A 17,113-nucleotide genomic window follows, 5' to 3' on the forward strand; every position below is an offset into this window, starting at 1 on the left:
TACTTTCTCCTCCCCCCATTGACCAATCTAAAAGGAATGGTGACTTAAACCATGTTCCCACTGCGCTCTAAAGTAACCACCGTCGGACGTCAAGCCTCCGGTGCGCGTGCCTTGTGGCGCGCTACCGGTACCAAAGAAAATGACTTTGGCAAGCCGATTGTCGCCATCGCCAACTCTTATACGCAGTTCGTCCCCGGCCACGTGCACCTGAAAAATGTCGGTGATATCGTCGCCGATGCCGTCCGCGAAGCCGGTGGCGTGCCCAAGGAGTTCAATACCATTGCCGTGGACGACGGCATTGCCATGGGGCATAGCGGCATGCTGTACTCTTTGCCCTCGCGCGAAATCATCTCCGATTCCATCGAGTACATGGCCAATGCGCATACTGCCGATGCCCTCGTCTGCATCTCCAACTGCGATAAGATCACCCCGGGCATGCTCAATGCCGCAATGCGGTTGAATATCCCCACGATCTTCGTCTCCGGCGGACCTATGGAGGCCGGCAAGGCCGTCGTGGTCGATGGCGTTGCTCATGCTCCGACCGACCTGATTACCGCAATCACCGCATCCGCAAACGATAGCGTGAGCGATTCCGGCTTGGCCCAGGTCGAAGAATCCGCCTGCCCCACCTGCGGTTCCTGCTCCGGCATGTTTACGGCCAACTCCATGAACTGCTTGACCGAGGCTCTCGGTTTGGCGCTTCCTGGCAATGGCACCACCCTAGCCACCCACAGCGCGCGCCGTGAGCTCTTTGAAAAGGCCGGCTCCACCATCGTGGATATGTGCCGCCGCTACTACGGCGAGGAAGACAAGTCCGTCCTGCCGCGCAATATCGCCACCAAGGAAGCCTTTACTAATGCCATGGCCCTCGATATGGCCATGGGCGGATCCACCAACACCATCCTGCACACCCTCGCCGCAGCGCAGGAGGGCGAAGTGGACTTCACGCTGGATGATATTAATGACATCTCCTACCGCGTGCCTTGCCTGTCCAAGGTTGCGCCCAACGGCACCTATCACATCGAGGATGTGCACCGCGCCGGCGGCATTCCGGCCATTTTGGGCGAGCTGCGCCGCGCGAGCCACCTCAACCTCAAGGTGCACACCGCCCTCTATGACAATGCGGAGCAGTGGCTCGATGATTGGGATATCCGCAATCCCCGCGTAACCGATCAGGCCCGCGAGCTGTACTACGCCGCTCCCGGTGGCGTGCGCACGACGGAGCCATTCTCCCAGTCCAACCGGTGGGATGAACTAGATACTGACGCGGTCAATGGCTGCATTCATGATGCCGACCACGCCTTTTCTTCCGACGGCGGCCTGGTGGTCCTGCGCGGCAACCTGGCGCCAGACGGGGCCATCGTCAAGGCAGCCGGCGTGGAAGAAGAGCTGTGGACCTTCTCTGGCCCAGCCCGCGTGGTGGAGTCCCAAGAGCAGGCCGTGTCCATCATCTTGAATAAAGAAGTCCAGCCAGGCGATGTCGTCGTCATTCGCTACGAGGGCCCCTCCGGTGGCCCCGGCATGCAGGAGATGCTCCACCCGACGTCCTTCCTCAAGGGCGCAGGTTTAGGCAAGGCCTGCGCCTTGATTACCGACGGCCGCTTCTCCGGCGGCACCTCCGGGCTCTCCATCGGCCACATTTCTCCTGAGGCCGCCCACCAGGGGCTTATCGGGCTCATTGAGAACGGCGATACCATTTCCATCAATATCCACGAGCGCGAGCTCACGCTCGACGTGGACGATGATGTTCTGGAGCGCCGCCGCGCCGCGCAAGAACAACGCGAAAAGCCATGGACGCCGGTGGACCGCAACCGCCCGATTACCAAGGCGCTGCGCGCCTATGCCGCGATGGCGACCTCCGCGGACCGCGGCGCGGTGCGCGTGGTAGACGGCTTTGTGAACTAGCACAATTGGCTGCTAAATCACTGTGACCTCGGTGGGGTGCGAGCTCTGTAGTTAAAAATCGCGTAACTTGTACCGCGATGAAATTCGCTCGTACCCCGTTATTCCGATATACCGTGGCCCTGCTGGGGTTCCTTTTCGGCGCTCGGAAGGTCGTTGAAGACACCCGCATCACAGACTTCCCCATCGATATGGTGGTCTACCGCGAGGGAGTCAAGGCCTTCCTCGAGCACCGCTCCGTCTATAGCGCGCCGATGCCCGCCGGCGATATTCAGCTGCCCTTCATTTATCCGCCCTTTGGCGCCTTAGCGATGGTGCCGTTGACGGCCTTTGACGCCATCGACCACACCCTGGCCGGCAATATCATGGTGATCCTTTCGGATCTCCTAGTGCTCGTGTGCCTCTACTTCGTTTTCAGGGCGGTGCTCAAAAAGCCAGAATTCCTCTTGCCCGTAACCGCCATTACCTGGGCCATTGTCTTACACTTTGAGCCGGTCGACCTCAATAACAACTATGCCCAAATCAATATAGTGGTCATGGCGCTTGTTATCTTCGACCTCGTTCCGCGCAAGCGATTCCTGCCGCAGGGAATCCTCGTCGGCGTGGCGGCCGCCATCAAGATAACCCCTCTGGCGATGCTGCTCTACTTCCTTGTGCGCAAGGAATGGAAGCAGATTGCGACCGCACTTTTCTCCGCCGTAGCGGCCACCCTTCTTGCCGCCGCCTTCCGCTGGGAGGCTTTCGTGGAGTTCTTCAGCTCCACACTGCTCGACATGGGCTCCGGCCGCGACTTCGGCGTGGGAACCGAGTACCAGTCCAATAGCTCCATCAAGGGCGCCATTCAGCGCATGTATCCATCCATCGAACCCATGGAGGCGAATGGCCTGACGATAGGCTTCGCGTGGATCGCGGCCTCCCTTATTGTCATCGTCGTTGCAGCGTGGCTCATCAAGCGCCTGTGTGAGGAGCATTTGCTTGTCGATGCCCAATTGGTCACCGCCCTCACCGTCCTGCTCATCTCCCCTGTTTCTTGGTCCCATCACTGGGTCTGGCTCACGCTTATCATCCCGGTCTTCGCCTACCGCGCGTGGAGCTGGCTTTCTACCGGATGGGCTGCCCGCAACCTCCTGGCCGTCCTCATCGCCTGGGCAGCCCTGTTGCTCACCGTTCCACCGAAGTGGTGGTGGGGAGATCAAGTCGATGTCCATGCCATGAACCACTTCCAGAAATTCTGGGTGGATGACTTCGTCTGGCTCACCGTGCTTACCGTAGCGCTGTATGCGGCCGCATTCTGTGCCGCCCAGCGCAAGCAGACCACACGTAGCGCTACTCCTGCTCCGCTAGCGACTTAAGCGCGGCGAGGTGGGCATCGAATGCGGACTTGCCGGTAGCAGTGAGCATAACCCACACGGTGTCCTTATCGCGGGAAGACCCGTACTCGCGGAATCGGCTGATATAGCCTTCGTTTTCCAAGGCGGTTAATTGTTTAGATAAAGTAGCGGCCGATTGCCCCACTTCTTCCCGCAGCGCCGCGAAGCGCATTTCGCGGCGCACCTGTCCCTCCACCGCACCCCGCGCGTTTAATACCGCGCAGATCTTGAAGCGATTGAGAGGATAGATAACCGGGTCAATATCACTGAGCACTACGGCCTTCTCCTTGCCGCGCTGCAAGGTCCAAGGCACGAGATTGCAGCACCCAGACCATTGCCACTGCCCACACCGCGATGAAGATCACCAAGGCCCACATGTGCTCACGCAGCATGTTGGTGATAAAGATCGGGATAAGTATTACTGCCATCCCCGCGTAGTATTTCTTATCGGCCTTGGGCTGTGAATGTGGGTCCTGGCGATAGCTGGTCCGCACCTTGCTCTGATGATGAAGCAGCGCCCACACGATGAGGCCTATAAGGACAAAGTAGAAAATGAGAAACGCGACGGGGTGTATTATCTCCGCGAATACTGTTATTCCCACATAGAACACAGCGAATGCGATCACTAGGAGGATATTTTGCATAAGCCGCTTTCGCTCAGCGCCTTGATCCTGCAGGCTGTCATTAAACTCGAGCGACTTCTTTAGCTCATCTTCCATTTTCTACCACCATCCCCAAAATCCAGATTCCATACTTTCCGTTATGGCAATTCTTTCACTTTCCATGATGGAAAGCAAGGGTGAAAAGAAAATCCCCACCGCATTAACTGCGGCGGGGTTCCACTTACGCGGTAGCGAGTAACAGGCTAAGCGATGGGGTTTACGGCTGCGCCAAAGAACCACACGGCAACCAAGATGGCGATACCGACCACCACAAAGACCCACGACGTACCCAGCGGGCGCCGCGCCCAAGAGCGACCAAAGTCCAAGGAAATGAAACCAGGACCGGTAAATTGCAGGCCAATCGCGATAACGAAAAGGACCAGCGATAGCCATACCGAGTCCGGCCAGTCAAAGACCTGCAGACCAGCGCCCGATTCCGCCAGTTCGTGCAAGGCGGTGAAACCGGTAACGACCAAACCGAGCATGGCCGCAAGAGGGCTAATCAGGCCCAAAAGGAGGAATGCTCCGGCGATCAGCTGCACGGTTGGTACCGCCAAGGCAAAGGAATTAGCCCAAGCGTACTGCGAGTAATCGCTTTCCAGTCCGGAGACTCCGGCGCCATCGCCCAGCGAGAAGAACGTGGACACGCCAGCGATGATGAGGTAGGCGCTCATAGCCAAGCGGACAAAGAAGAGGCCAAAGTCAATGGTGCCCGCGGCGCCCATAACGCTTGTAGCCTTCCTTATCCTCCTGTTCCTGCTGAAGCTTGCGCTCTTGTTCCGCCAGCTCTTCTGGACTCAAGCCGGCATCGTCTGCCGCAAAACCTTCGGCCTGCGACGCCGCTGCGGGATCCAATACCGCGGTATCCCCACCTGCGGATTGCTGGTTTCCCTGCTGCGTGGCCCCATTAGCGGCATTGGGCAAAACCTCCGTCTCCGCCGCCTCTTGCTTCTGCGGCCGAATTTCTTGCGGTTCGGCGCGCCCTGCGCGGGCAAAGACATCGGGGTTATCCTGCCGCATGGAATCGTAGGCTGGAACGTTAAGATCCTCGTCTAAGGGATTGGCTTTATCCGGTTGCTGCTTATCGCTCATATGACCAACTTAAGACAGTTGCCTGCAGTTTTGCGGTACCGTTATCGGCGCGCCGCAATTGTCCCCGCACTCCTCTTCCCCCAGCCCCCATCTTGTTGTAATATCAACAATGTCACATAGTTGACATATAAACATTAATTACCGGCGGGGACACTTTCCCCGCCTTATGAATCCACCAGAATTGGGAACGAATCGATGACTTCACACGACTCCGACTGGGCCGGAGATGCCCGCAATGCTTCACCAGATGGCGAGTTTATTCGCGATACCACCTATATCGAAGACCGCATTTCACCAAAGGTATCCGAGATAACCGCGCAGGATGATGGCACCTTTTACTGGCCCATGGAGGCTGGCCGTTACCGCCTGGTGGCGGCCCGTGCCTGCCCGTGGGCGCACCGCGCGGTCATCGCTCGCCGCCTGTTGGGCTTAGAGGACTCCATTTCCTTGGCCCTCGCCGGGCCCGTACACGATGCGCGGTCCTGGACATTCGACCTCGACGAGGGCGAAGTAGACCCGGTTTTGGGCTACAAGCGCCTGCAGGAAGCCTACTTCGAGCGCTTTCCAGATTACCCCCGCGGAATTACTGTGCCAGCCTTGGTAGAAGAATCCACCGGCCGGGTAGTCACCAATGATTACCCCTCGATGGTGCGCGATTTTATTGAAAAGTGGACGGACTTCCAGGCAGAAGGCGCTCCCGATCTCTTCCCTGAACAGCACCGCGAGGAGATGAACGAGCTCAACGAGTACATCTTCCACGGCATCAATAATGGCGTGTACAGCTGCGGTTTTGCCGGCTCGCAAGAAGCCTACGAAGAGGCTTATGACCAACTGTGGGAGGCGCTCGATTGGGCCGAGGAGCGCCTGGGCACCCAGCGCTATATGGTTGGCGATCACATTACCGAAACCGATATCCGCCTATTTGCCACCCTCGTGCGCTTCGATCCCGTGTATTACTCGCACTTCAAGTGCTCGCGCCACAAGATCCAGGAACTGCCCAACCTGCGCGGCTACCTGCAAGAACTATTCCAGCTACCGGGCTTTGGTGATACCACCGATTTCACCGAGATCAAACAGCACTACTTTGCCACGCACACCGAAATCAACCCCACCCGCATCGTTCCGGTGGGACCGGATATGTCCTGGCTAGCAGAGCCGCACGACCGCGATCGCTTTGGCGGGCAGCCCTTTGCCCCTGGCGTGCGACTCCCGGGCCCCATTCCCTCCGGCGAGGAAGTAAAGAATCCGGAAGACTTTCAGCTTAAGCTCTTCCCAGCCCCGCAGCCGCGTTAATCACAGACCGCGTCAGATCGCTTAAGACCTCGGATTCTAGGCGCCAACGCTGCCAGTAGAGGTCGATGTCGAGCTGGTGGTCATCGAGAAGCAGCAGCTCTTTCGATTCCACCAGCGGCTGGGCCTGGACCTGCGGCAAAAGCCCCCACCCCAGGCCCACGCGCACGGCCTCCAGGTAGCCTTCCGAAGAGGGAATTTGCGAGACCCGTGCGCGCACGACGTGGGAGTCAATAAAGCGCTCGCGCATGGCATCATCGAGCACTTGGTCATTGGGGCCATAGCCCACCAGCGGCATCGTCTCCCAGGTAAACCGCCCTGAATGAAAGCCTTCCGCGATATGCGGGGCGGCAACGGCGAAATAGCGCATGGTCCCCAAAAACGTGGAATCGCACCCGGATACCGGCGAATGCTCCCTCGTTACCGCACCCAAAACATCGCCGCGCCGCAGCATCGCGAGCGTGCGGGCCTCATCCTCAATGCGTATGCGCAGGGCAACGTCTCCCTGCTGCGCGGTATCGCTTAATACCTGCGTAAACCAGGTGGCGAGCGAGTCGGAGTTGATGGCCACCGACAGGGGCACGCGCGCTAGGCGCTGGCCCAACCGGGCATCGGTTTCCGCCTGCACCAACGCCATGCGCCGGGCCGCCTGTACGAGGACTTCGCCGGCTTCCGTCGCCCCCACCGGATTCGCCCGCCGCACCAGCACACGGCCGGTGCTCGCCTCCAACGCCTTAATGCGCTGGCTTACCGCAGATGGGGAAATCCCCAGGACCGAGGCGGCGACCTCAAAGCTTCCTTCCTCCACGATGGCCAGCAAGGTTTCCAAATGTACCGGGTTCATGAAGCTATTCTAAACCATATGAAGATAGATTAACTGGACTTATTTACCGCTTGGATCCACACTAGGGGCATGTCCATCGTGCTTGCTGGTTTTGTGCTTGGTTTATCCCTCATCGTGGCCGTCGGCCCCCAAAATGCGATGCTGTTGAAATACGGCATCCGCCGCGATCACATCGGGCTCATCATCGTGGTGTGCGCGCTTTCCGATGTCATCCTCATTACCTCCGGCACCGCCGGTGTCGGCTACCTGGTTGAGCGCTTTCCCAATGCGCTTGAGGCGCTCAAGTACATCGGCGCGGCATACCTCGCCTTTTTCACCTTCACCTGCTTCCGCGATGCCTTCAAAACCAAGGGCGAGGCCATCGACGTGGAATCCACTTCCCCTAATTCCACCGAGGAAGTCGCGACCTTCGACGGCGACACCACGGGTGGGGCCGGCACCGGGCACGGTTCTGTCGCCACAGCTACCGCCACCCAGCGCCAGGAAATTAAGCGCTCTCCCTCCTGGGTTAAGCCACTACTTACCGCGCTGGCGCTAACCTGGCTCAATCCAGGCGCCTATGTTGATGTGCTGGTCATGCTCGGCGGCATCGCCAACCAGTATGGCGACCCCGGCCGGTGGCTTTTCGCCGGCGGTGCCATTGCCGCCAGCTTTACGTGGTTTCCCGTCATTGGCTTTGGCGCTGCCCGCTTCTCCCACGTCCTCTCCCGCCCCGAGGTATGGCGCTGGATCAACGTTGGCATCGGCGTCATCATGGTTGGCCTGACCCTCAAGCTCCTCCTGCTGTAATCCCTTGGCCAGCTCCAGCCCTAAGCGTTAAAAGGGGCATCGGCAAGCACAAGGCATAGAAAATCCCTCCCCGGGAAATCCTGGGGAGGGAAATTTATTGCTCTAAGGCGAGATTACTTCTGGGAGCTTTCCGCTTCGGAAGACTCATCGTCTTCCTCTGGGTCACCGATAGCACCGGTTTCTTCGATCCACTTTTCAATCTCTTCCGGCGAGCGGTCGTGCTCTACGCCCTCGCGCTCGATGTAGTAGGTGTGATCGTCCTGGTTTTGCTTCTCAAATTCTTCCTTATCAAAGTCCACATCGTCATCACCGTCAAGCTTTTCCGTCACCTCGGTCACGAGCTCTTCATAGAGGGATTCGCTATCCATATTGGAATCCTCGAGGTGCTGGCCAATCTCGTCGTCGTAGCGATCTGCGTCGTATTCCTTGTTCGGGTTCAGCTTCAGGTGCATCAGCGAACGCACGCGCTCGCGGCGCAGCGCCTCGTCCTGAATCTTGGACTGGCTGCGGAACCATGCGAAGACCAAGACGGCCACCATCGCGATGCCCATGTAGCCGATGACCGGGTAGACGTACTGCATCAAGGTCTTGAAGCCGAAGAAGGAGACGCCGAAACCTGCGAAACAGCCGGCGATGAAGATAACGCGGAACTTTGCCTCATTGCCCGCGGAAAGGCGCTTACCCAATGCGTAGAACATACCAATGGCGGTATTGAAAATCATCAGGTAAATAATGATGGCCATGATTGCGCCCAAGACTGGGTTGACGCTATCGACCAAGGACAGCATCGGGATATCGGAGCCCTCAATCTCCTCGGCGTTCATCAGCAGGGAGAAGCCTGCCAGGCCCATCATGACGGAGTAGACGATGCCGCCTACGATGCCGCCCCAACCGGCCTCACGGGGGCTAATGTTATCGCCGCCGATAACCAGCGACATCGAAACCGCCAGCATCAAAGCTAGGCCGTTGTAGTTCAGCGCGGAGACCAACCAGTTGCCGATCGGGGTATCGATTTGGCTGGAGGCTTCCATTGCCGCACCGATATCGTCCGGCATATTGAACATGGTGTAGATGGCCACACCAATGACGGCAATAATGATGGACGGCGTGAGCATACCGATGACCTTGGACACCTTATCGACGTCCATCATACCGACGGCAATCACGAGCCCCAACATCAGCGTCGAGCCGATCCAAGCCTGCCAGCCAAATTGCTGCTCCATATTGGAACCGGCACCGGCCAGCATCACGAAGCCGATGGCGAAGAGCGTGATGATAACGGCGACGTCCAATAGCTTAGACACGATAGGGTGGGTGACCTTGCGGAATACCGTGTTGTGCTCAGTGGCGTGGAAATAGCTGCCCAATTGCAAGAACACGGTGCCCGCCAGCGTCATAATGGCCGCTGCGACCACAATGCCGGCAATACCCCAGGTGCCGAAGGCGGTGAAATATTGCACGACCTCTTGGCCCGTAGCAAAGCCCGCGCCTACCAGCAGGCCCACGAAGGACATAGCCATGGCGAGAATATTTTTATAAGACACAGTTGCCTAACTTTTGTAGCGGATAATTTTCACACACCAGTGCGCGCGTCCTAGGCCCCCTCCTTATCCCCCGACGCGTGCGGGGAGGCGCGGCGCAGGAGTGTGCTCCTGTGCACATGGTACGTAACCCAATAACGAAATCCTACTTGCACGTGCGTGAAATACAATACATCATCTTTTGTCGATGAAGTAGCTTACATACTTAATCCGCGAAAGTTTCCGTATCGATGACAAAACGGAACTTCACATCACCGGCAACAACCCGCTCATAGGCTGCGTCAACGTCATCAACGCCCACCTTTTCGATGACCGCGCCGATGCCGTGTTCTGCACAAAAGTCCAGCATCTCTTGGGTTTCGGCAATGCCGCCAATATTGTTTCCGGTCAATACTTTACCGCCACCAACGAGGTTGCCCATCGTGATTCCCAGTTCCTCCGGCGGCAGGCCGACCACAGACATGATCCCCCGCGGCTTCAACAGCTGCAGGTAGTCATTGAGGGAATAGGAGGCGGAAATAGTAGACAAAATCAGGTCAAACTCGCCCTTGTGGTTGGCAAAGAAGTCGGGGGCCTCACCCGTTGCCAACACCCGCTGCGCGCCGAGCTTGTAGGCTTCTTGTTCCTTGCGCAAGGAGCGGGAAATGACGGTGACCTCAGCGCCCTTGGCGGCGGCGATCTGCACGCCCATGTGGCCCAGACCGCCAAGGCCAACGACGGCTACCTTATCGCCTTCCTTGACCTGCCACCGGGCCAAGGGCGAGTAGGTGGTAATTCCGGCGCACAAGAGCGGGGCGGCAACATCAAAGTCGAGGCCTTCCGGAATCGTCAACACAAAATTCTCATTGACCACGACCTTTTGCGCATAGCCGCCCTGGGTAATGGTCCCATCGACGTCTTCAGAGTTATAGGTTCCCACCGAGCCGTTCAGGCAGCTTTGCTCCTGCCCATTGCGGCACTGCTCGCACACCCCGCAAGAGTTGACCAAGCAGCCCACACCCACGCGGTCGCCTACCTTAAACTTGGTGACCTTGTCCCCTACCGCTTCGACCACGCCAGCGATCTCGTGGCCCACCGTCAGCGGGAAGTGGGCCTCGCCCCACTCATTGCGAATGGTGTGAATATCCGAGTGGCAAATGCCTGCCGCCTTGATATCGATGACGACGTCATCTTCGCGCGGATCGCGCCGTTCGATTTCTACGGTGCGAAAAGGTGCATCTGGGCTCGTTTTTTGCAGAACTTTAGATTTAATTGGCATGTCACATAGTCTACGCTTTGCCGTCCTGACCTGCCCAAATGAAAACTATGGTCAATTTAAAAACCACGAAAGCCAGCCTCCGCCCCTTGTGGAAGCAGGGACGAAGACTGGCTAGATTAGTGGCGTATTAGCTCAGCTTTTCCGCGATCAGCTTATTAACCTGACCCGGATCCGCCTTGCCTTGCGTCGCCTTCATCACGGCACCGACGATCGCGCCGGTGACCTTCTTATTGCCGGCGCGGTACTTCTCCACGATGTCCGGGTTTGCGGCCAAGGCATCATCCACGGCCTTTTCGATGGCCCCATCATCGCGCACGACCTCGAGACCGCGCTTGGCGACGACCTCATCAACATCGCCCTCGCCCGCCAGTACGCCATCGACGGCTTGGCGCGCCAGCTTGGTGGTCAGCTTGCCTTCCTTGACCAAGGCGATGACGCGGGCGATGTGGGCCGGGGTGATATCCAGCTCAGCCAGGGTCTTGTCCTGCTCATTGGCCTTACCTGCAAGATAAGACACCCACCAGGAACGAGCCTCGTCCGGCTTCGCGCCGACTTCGACCGTCTCCACGATGAGATCCAGCGCGCCCGCGTTGACTAGGTCGCGCATCTCCTCGTCCTTAATGCCCCACTCCTTTTGGATGCGGGCGCGGCGGACCCACGGCAGCTCCGGAAGGGTTGCGCGCAGCTCTTCTACCCACTCGCGCGGGGCGATGACCGGCGGCAAATCCGGGTCATTGAAGTAGCGGTAATCTTCCGCGGTCTCCTTCGGGCGGCCCTTAGAGGTAGAGCCATCGGTTTCTTGGTAGTGGCGGGTCTCCTGCTCGATGCTGCCGCCATCTTCTAATACCTGTGCCTGGCGCTGCATCTCAAAGCGTACGGCCTGTTCGACCGAGCGCATGGAGTTGATGTTCTTCGTCTCGGTACGGGTACCGAATTCTTCTTGGCCGATAGGGCGCAAGGAAAGGTTGGAGTCTACGCGCATGGAGCCTTGATCCATGCGGGCATCGGACACGCCCAACGCAGCGACGAGCTCGCGCAGCGCCGAGACATAGGCCTTTGCCACCTCGGGGGCGCGCTCGCCGGCGCCGATGATGGGCTTGGTGACGATCTCAATGAGCGGAATGCCCGCGCGGTTGCAGTCCACCAGGGATGCGGTAGCGCCGTGGATGCGGCCATCGGCGCCGCCCAGGTGGGTCAGCTTACCGGTGTCTTCTTCCATGTGGGCGCGCTCGATTTCCACGCGCCATTCCGTGCCATCTTCCAGTACGACGTCGAGGTAGCCGTCATAGGCAATCGGCTCATCGTACTGGGAAATCTGGTAGTTCTTTGGCTGGTCCGGGTAGAAATAATTCTTGCGGGCAAAGCGCGAGGACTCCGCGATGGAGCAATTAAGCGCCAGGCCAATCTTGATTGCACCCTCCACGCCCTTGGAGTTAACCACGGGAAGAGCCCCGGGAAGGCCCAGCGATACCGGATCGGTATTGGAGTTAGGGGCTGCGCTGAAGTTCGTGGCGGATGTGGAAAACATCTTGGTTTCCGTATCCAGCTCCACGTGGACTTCCATGCCCATTACCGGTTCATACTTGTCGAGGACCTCGTCGAAGTCCATCAGGTCATACATCGCAGCAGTCATGCGTGCCATCTTAATACGTCCGTGCACTCTCGCGCGCTAGCCCCTAGGGTGACTGTCATGACGACTCCACATACAGTAGACACTTCGCTTGTCGATGCCCCACTGATTAACATCGCAGTCTTTTCTACCGCCCCCTCGACCGAAGAGATCACAGAGGCTGTTACCGGGACCTTTTCGGGGCGTGCCGGAGAGATTACTCCCGGCAAGAACCCAGGCAGCCTCGTCGTTCCTATCGATGGCGCGTTTGTCCTGCACTACCAGACCATCGATTCTGCACCCACCCCAGATAGTTACGGCCTCCACCCCATCTTGAGCGCCGATGCCGGCGACCTCAACACCGCGGGAGCCCAAGTGCTAGTCTCAGTCCTTCCGGATAATCAGGAACACGACCTCTCTCACCAATTCCGCGAGCCGCGCCGCGAGCACCTAGAGCTGCTATCCCAAGCGACGTCCGCCGTAGCCCAGCACCCCAACTGCCTCATCATCCACAACCCGCGCGGCAACGTCTCCATCTCCCCGGCGATGTTTAACGATGCCGTGCGCAATAACCTCGCCCCCATGCATATCGCGCCGGTGTGGATTACGCAATCGGGCGGCGAGCTCCGCGGCTATTCTATGGGACTGGTCCAAGCGGGCCACCCGGAAATCCAGGCGCGCACCAGCTCGATGGATCCCACGGACCTCTATTACAAGCTGGCAAATATCGCCAACCATATCCTGCAAGGCGCCACCGTCAAAGGCGGCGATACCTTGGCCTTCGAGGAAGGCCAGGCCTCACTCACCATCACGGAGGAGCCCTGGTTCGTAGACCAGAACTTCCCCGCTGTCACCATTAACTTTTAGCTGACTTTGGCCTTGCGGGCATCGCTAAAGCGGCACAGCGCAGCCAGGATCGCGCCGGACAAGTTGTGCCACACGGAAAAGACAGCGCCGGGCAAGGCAGCCAGTGGGCTCATATAGGAAGAGGCAAGGCTAGTGGCCAGCCCGGAATTTTGCATTCCTACCTCCACGGCCATGGTGCGGCGGACCGGAACCGGCTGGCGGGTAAAGAGGCCCGCGAGATAGCCCAAGCCATAGCCGCACGCGTTGTGAATGACCACGGCGGCAAAGACCAGCACACCGGCGGTGACGATATTGTCATGCGCGCCGCCGACGACAATGCACACGATCAAGGCAATCGCGGTAACCGAAATCCACGGCAATGCCGCCTGAATCTTCGCCACGAGCCGGGGAAGCAGCATGCCGATGACGATGCCCGCGATGACCGGAACGAGCACCACCTTGACGATGGACCACGCCATCGATGCCGCGGAGACCGGCATGTATTCGCCCGCCAACCACAAGGTCAATAGCGGGGTGAGGATGGGCGCCAAGAGCGTGGAGATGGAGGTCATGGTCACCGAAAGCGCGACATCGCCGCGCGCTAAGTAGGACACCACGTTAGAGCTCGTGCCGCCTGGGGCGCAGCCGACCAAAATCACTCCAGCCGCAACCGCTTCTGGCAGATCCATGACTGCCACCACCGCGAGCGCGATCAGCGGCATAATGACGAACTGCGACACCACGCCGAGCACCACGGGCAGTGGCCGGCGCACCACGAGCGCAAAATCGACGGGCTTGAGGGTAAGCCCCATGCCAAACATGACGATGCCCAACAGCGGCGTTACCTGCGGGGCAAAGGATGCCGCGGTATCCGGGGCGATGTAGCCAATAATGCCGCCGATAATAACGAGTATGGGAAAACCCAGCGCCGCGATGAGCGCTTGCCGTTCTTCCTGTTTTTCTGTAGCGCTATTGGTACTCATATACAAAAGAATACCCTCCCACCATGTGAGAGGGCGATCTTAATATTCGAGACGGCGGAGGTTTAACAGACCTTAGCCGAACAGGGCTTGCGCATTGCGGTAGCGGGCATCTGGCACCGTCTTCAGCGTACCCACGGCCTCTTCCAATGGCACGAGGTCGATATCTTCACCGTGCAGGGCAACGCACATTCCCGAGTCCCCATTGTGCGCCGCGCGGGCAGCGTGCACGCCGTAGCGGGTCGCCAGGACGCGGTCATACGCGGTGGGTGTGCCGCCGCGCTGGATGTGGCCCAACACGGTGGTGCGCACGTCATAGCCGGTGCGCTTATTGATTTCATCGCCAATGACCTGGCCAATGCCATTGAAGGTTTGGTGGCCAAATTGGTCGACGCCACCGGCCTCAAACTCCATGGTGCCCTCCTTCGGCAGGGCACCTTCGGCCACACAAATGATGCCGTATTTCTCACCCATCTGGAAGCGGCGTTCCATCGCCTTGGTAATCTCCGCGATATCGAAGGGCTCTTCTGGAATCACGGTGTAATGTGCGCCGCCGGCCATGCCTGCGTGCAAAGCAATCCAGCCCACGTGGCGGCCCATGACCTCCACGATGAGGATGCGGTTGTGGGATTCAGCCGTCGTGTGCAGGCGGTCGATCGCATCCGTTGCCGCCGATACCGCGGTATCGAAGCCGAAGGTATAGTCCGTGGAGTTGACGTCATTATCAATGGTCTTCGGCACGCCCACGACGGGGATGCCATTATCGTTAAGCCACTTAGCGCCCTTGAGCGTGCCTTCGCCACCGATGGCAACGAGGGCATCGACCTCGGCCTCGCGCATATTCGTCTTGATCTGCTCCAGGCCGGCCTTAAATTTATCGGGGTGCAGTCGGCCGGTACCCAAAATGGTGCCGCCACGCAAGAGAATCCGGTCGATGCCGGCATCGTCGTAAAGATCGCGCCGACGGTCTTCTAAAAGGCCAACCCACCCGTCTTCGTAGCCCACGACGGTATCGCCAAATTCGTTGGATGCGGTTCGCACAACCGCACGGATTACAGCATTCAGGCCGGGGCAATCGCCACCGGAAGTCAGTACAGCAAGACGCATAACCCCCAATTTAGCGCAGGATTTTTATCCATGCAGCGTGTCCACGTAGCGCAGTGAGGAGATAAGTCCCACCACCAGCGCGATAACAATCACGAGAATCGAATTGATGATCGCCGTAGTCGGATTACCCGTTTGCATTACGGCGGAGACTAGAGCCACGCCCACCACGGATCCCACCTGGCGGGAGGTGTTATACGCCCCCGACGCCGCGCCCATGTGGTGAGGTGAAATATCGCGCAGCGTCGTTGCCGCATTAGAGCCCCAGATAAAGGACTGGCCGATTCCTAGAACGGCGATGGGCAAGGCCAACCACCACGGATTGGCGTCGGCATGCATGACCCACCAGGCCAAACACAGCGAGGCGATCATCAGGCTAAACCCCACCAGCCCCATCAGGCGCGGATTCACCACGTCCGTGAGGATGCCGGCGATGGGTGACATCAGCATCGAGACCAGCGCCATGGGAGCCACGATAATGCCGGCCTCCCCGGCGGATAACCCCTTGACCGATTGCAACCACAACATCACCGGCAGCATGACCGAAGCCGCCATAAAGCCCATGGTTAATATGCCCACGGAACCGGCCGCATAATTGCGGTTGTGGAAGAGCTCCACCGGAAAAAGAGGCGTAGAGCCGCGATCCTGCGCGCTAGTCTGCAAGCGCACAAAGGCGATGCTTGCGACTATGCCGATGGCAAGCACCACTAGCACCCGCCAGTCCCAATCCAGCTCTGGGCCTTGTTGAATGCCAAAGACGATGGACCCTAGCGCAATGAGCGAGACTATGGCCGAGGGCTTATCGATGTCCTGGGCCGTGGTCGGCAGCTTCGGTATCCACAGCAGGGCCAGCACGATGGCGGCGATAACAAATGGAATATGCACCCAGAAGGCCGCCTGCCAGCCAAAAGAAGCCACGAGGAACCCGCCGAGCAGCGGCCCAGCCAAGGATGCCACCGAACCGATAATCCCCCATACCCCCAGCGCGCGCCCACGGCGCTCGCGGGCGAATACCCGGTTAATAACGGACATCGTCTGTGGCATCTCCAGCGATGCTCCGAGACCCTGCACGATGCGCGCGACGATGAGCACTTCTATCGACGGCGCCAGCGCACACGCTACTGCGCCGATCCCAAACAGCGCCACGCCGATGCAAAACAGGGCGCGCTGACCGAGGACATCGCCAAGCCGCCCCGTAAAAAGCAGCGGCACTACGACGGCAAGCAAAAAGGCGGCCGAAACCCACATGATTTCATTGACCGTGGCGCCCAAATCCGCCTGAATCTCCGGCAAGGCGATGGCTACCATCGATTGGTCCAACAGGGATACAAAGAAACCGAGGGATAGGGCAAACATGGCGAGCCATGCTTGGCGCTCCGATGGCAGGTTAGTCTCCGCAATCATGGCAGGAATTCTAGCGGGGCACACAAATCAGGCCTAGACTGGCCACCATGTCCATGATTGATATCAAGAAACCGCAAGACGTATCCACCGCCACCACCGTTACCCTCGGCCTTATCGGTGGTTGGGTCACCGCCCGCGAGACCGGCATTCGCCCGCTCGGCGGCGTCATCCTCGGCGCAGCGGGCCTATGGGCCGGCCGTTCTTGGGCCAAGAAGACCAACCCCGCCACGACCGCAGGCCTGTCCGCCCTGTATGTCGGCGCGTTCGGCGCCTCCCACCCATTGGCAAAGAAGATTGGTTCCTGGCCAGCAGTCCTCGCCGTGACGGCCGCCTCCGCAGGCGCTGCCTACGCGCTTTCCGATGCCAAGTAGTCCACCCCGCCACATACACAACAGCACCATGGTCCCCCGCCAAGGAGGATC

General features: G+C 59.0%; 17 protein-coding genes. 6 read left to right on the forward strand and 11 right to left on the reverse strand.

Annotated features, from left to right (window positions below; translation table 11 throughout):
- Window positions 1-51: 51 nt before the first annotated feature.
- Both ilvD and QP970_RS04740 read left to right on the forward strand, forming a co-directional pair.
- On the forward strand, window positions 52-1,905 hold the full coding sequence (gene ilvD, locus QP970_RS04735; RefSeq protein ID WP_284869738.1) for a dihydroxy-acid dehydratase: 1,854 nt from the start codon (window positions 52-54) through the stop codon (window positions 1,903-1,905).
- A 77-nt stretch (window positions 1,906-1,982) separates the two neighbouring features.
- Window positions 1,983-3,254 carry a glycosyltransferase family 87 protein gene (locus QP970_RS04740; protein WP_239267688.1) on the forward strand — a complete coding sequence of 424 codons (1,272 nt, stop codon included), beginning with the start codon at window positions 1,983-1,985 and terminating at the stop codon, window positions 3,252-3,254.
- Here QP970_RS04740 and QP970_RS04745 read toward each other — a convergent pair.
- The 4 genes from QP970_RS04745 to QP970_RS04760 all read right to left on the reverse strand — a co-directional run bounded on the left by QP970_RS04745 (window position 3,229) and on the right by QP970_RS04760 (window position 5,026).
- Window positions 3,229-3,546 (reverse strand): transcriptional regulator, encoded by a 318-nt coding sequence (locus QP970_RS04745; RefSeq protein ID WP_239267690.1) that lies wholly within the window; start codon window positions 3,544-3,546, stop codon window positions 3,229-3,231. The two genes, QP970_RS04740 and QP970_RS04745, sit on opposite strands and share 26 nt — an antisense overlap.
- Window positions 3,536-3,991 (reverse strand): cb-type cytochrome C oxidase subunit IV, encoded by a 456-nt coding sequence (locus QP970_RS04750; protein ID WP_239267692.1) that lies wholly within the window; start codon window positions 3,989-3,991, stop codon window positions 3,536-3,538. The genes QP970_RS04745 and QP970_RS04750 overlap by 11 nt, the downstream gene beginning before the upstream one ends.
- 146 nt (window positions 3,992-4,137) lie before the next feature.
- Window positions 4,138-4,659, reverse strand: coding sequence for a DoxX family membrane protein (locus QP970_RS04755; RefSeq protein WP_284869739.1), 522 nt, complete (start codon window positions 4,657-4,659; stop codon window positions 4,138-4,140).
- Window positions 4,637-5,026, reverse strand: a complete 390-nt coding sequence (locus QP970_RS04760) for a hypothetical protein (protein WP_284869740.1) — start codon at window positions 5,024-5,026, stop codon at window positions 4,637-4,639. Before QP970_RS04760 ends, QP970_RS04755 begins: the two co-directional genes overlap by 23 nt.
- Window positions 5,027-5,221: 195 nt before the next feature.
- On the opposite strand from QP970_RS04760, the gene QP970_RS04765 reads away from it, so the two are divergent.
- Entirely contained in the window at window positions 5,222-6,319 is a 1,098-nt protein-coding gene (locus QP970_RS04765) for a glutathione S-transferase family protein (RefSeq protein ID WP_284869741.1), read from the forward strand.
- Here the strand turns inward: QP970_RS04765 and QP970_RS04770 are convergent.
- Complete coding sequence (locus tag QP970_RS04770; protein ID WP_239267697.1) at window positions 6,288-7,160, reverse strand: ArgP/LysG family DNA-binding transcriptional regulator; 873 nt, start codon at window positions 7,158-7,160, stop codon at window positions 6,288-6,290. The two genes, QP970_RS04765 and QP970_RS04770, sit on opposite strands and share 32 nt — an antisense overlap.
- 69 nt (window positions 7,161-7,229) lie before the next feature.
- Here QP970_RS04770 and QP970_RS04775 point away from each other — a divergent pair, with 69 nt between their 5' ends.
- A complete protein-coding gene (locus tag QP970_RS04775; RefSeq protein ID WP_239267699.1) occupies window positions 7,230-7,949 on the forward strand; it encodes a LysE/ArgO family amino acid transporter in 720 nt (239 codons plus the stop codon).
- Window positions 7,950-8,062: 113 nt separating this feature from the next.
- Here the strand turns inward: QP970_RS04775 and QP970_RS04780 are convergent, their stop codons facing one another.
- From QP970_RS04780 to gatB, 3 genes are all read right to left on the reverse strand, one after another.
- Window positions 8,063-9,493, reverse strand: coding sequence for a YkvI family membrane protein (locus tag QP970_RS04780; protein ID WP_239267701.1), 1,431 nt, complete (start codon window positions 9,491-9,493; stop codon window positions 8,063-8,065).
- Window positions 9,494-9,695: 202 nt separating this feature from the next.
- Window positions 9,696-10,748, reverse strand: coding sequence for an NAD(P)-dependent alcohol dehydrogenase (locus QP970_RS04785; protein WP_239267703.1), 1,053 nt, complete (start codon window positions 10,746-10,748; stop codon window positions 9,696-9,698).
- A 127-nt stretch (window positions 10,749-10,875) separates the two neighbouring features.
- Window positions 10,876-12,381: an Asp-tRNA(Asn)/Glu-tRNA(Gln) amidotransferase subunit GatB gene (gatB, locus tag QP970_RS04790; protein ID WP_239275322.1), complete on the reverse strand. Its 1,506-nt coding sequence runs from the start codon at window positions 12,379-12,381 to the stop codon at window positions 10,876-10,878.
- 57 nt (window positions 12,382-12,438) lie between these two features.
- On the opposite strand from gatB, the gene QP970_RS04795 reads away from it, so the two are divergent.
- A complete protein-coding gene (locus QP970_RS04795; RefSeq protein ID WP_284849478.1) occupies window positions 12,439-13,224 on the forward strand; it encodes a DUF4261 domain-containing protein in 786 nt (261 codons plus the stop codon).
- Here the strand turns inward: QP970_RS04795 and QP970_RS04800 are convergent.
- The 3 genes from QP970_RS04800 to QP970_RS04810 form a co-directional block, all read right to left on the reverse strand.
- Window positions 13,221-14,186 carry a bile acid:sodium symporter family protein gene (locus QP970_RS04800; protein WP_284849477.1) on the reverse strand — a complete coding sequence of 322 codons (966 nt, stop codon included), beginning with the start codon at window positions 14,184-14,186 and terminating at the stop codon, window positions 13,221-13,223. The genes QP970_RS04795 and QP970_RS04800 overlap by 4 nt on opposite strands.
- 72 nt (window positions 14,187-14,258) lie before the next feature.
- On the reverse strand, window positions 14,259-15,290 hold the full coding sequence (locus QP970_RS04805) for an ATP-dependent 6-phosphofructokinase (RefSeq protein WP_284869742.1): 1,032 nt from the start codon (window positions 15,288-15,290) through the stop codon (window positions 14,259-14,261).
- A 24-nt stretch (window positions 15,291-15,314) separates the two neighbouring features.
- On the reverse strand, window positions 15,315-16,691 hold the full coding sequence (locus QP970_RS04810; protein WP_284631832.1) for a DHA2 family efflux MFS transporter permease subunit: 1,377 nt from the start codon (window positions 16,689-16,691) through the stop codon (window positions 15,315-15,317).
- A gap of 47 nt (window positions 16,692-16,738) precedes the next feature.
- Between QP970_RS04810 and QP970_RS04815 the strand changes: the two genes are divergently transcribed.
- A complete protein-coding gene (locus tag QP970_RS04815; RefSeq protein WP_005282483.1) occupies window positions 16,739-17,062 on the forward strand; it encodes a membrane protein in 324 nt (107 codons plus the stop codon).
- The last annotated feature ends 51 nt before the right edge of the window (window positions 17,063-17,113 follow it).

The organism is Corynebacterium sp. MSK073, from assembly GCF_030232085.1.
In the GTDB taxonomy this organism is placed as follows: Bacteria; Actinomycetota; Actinomycetes; order Mycobacteriales; family Mycobacteriaceae; genus Corynebacterium.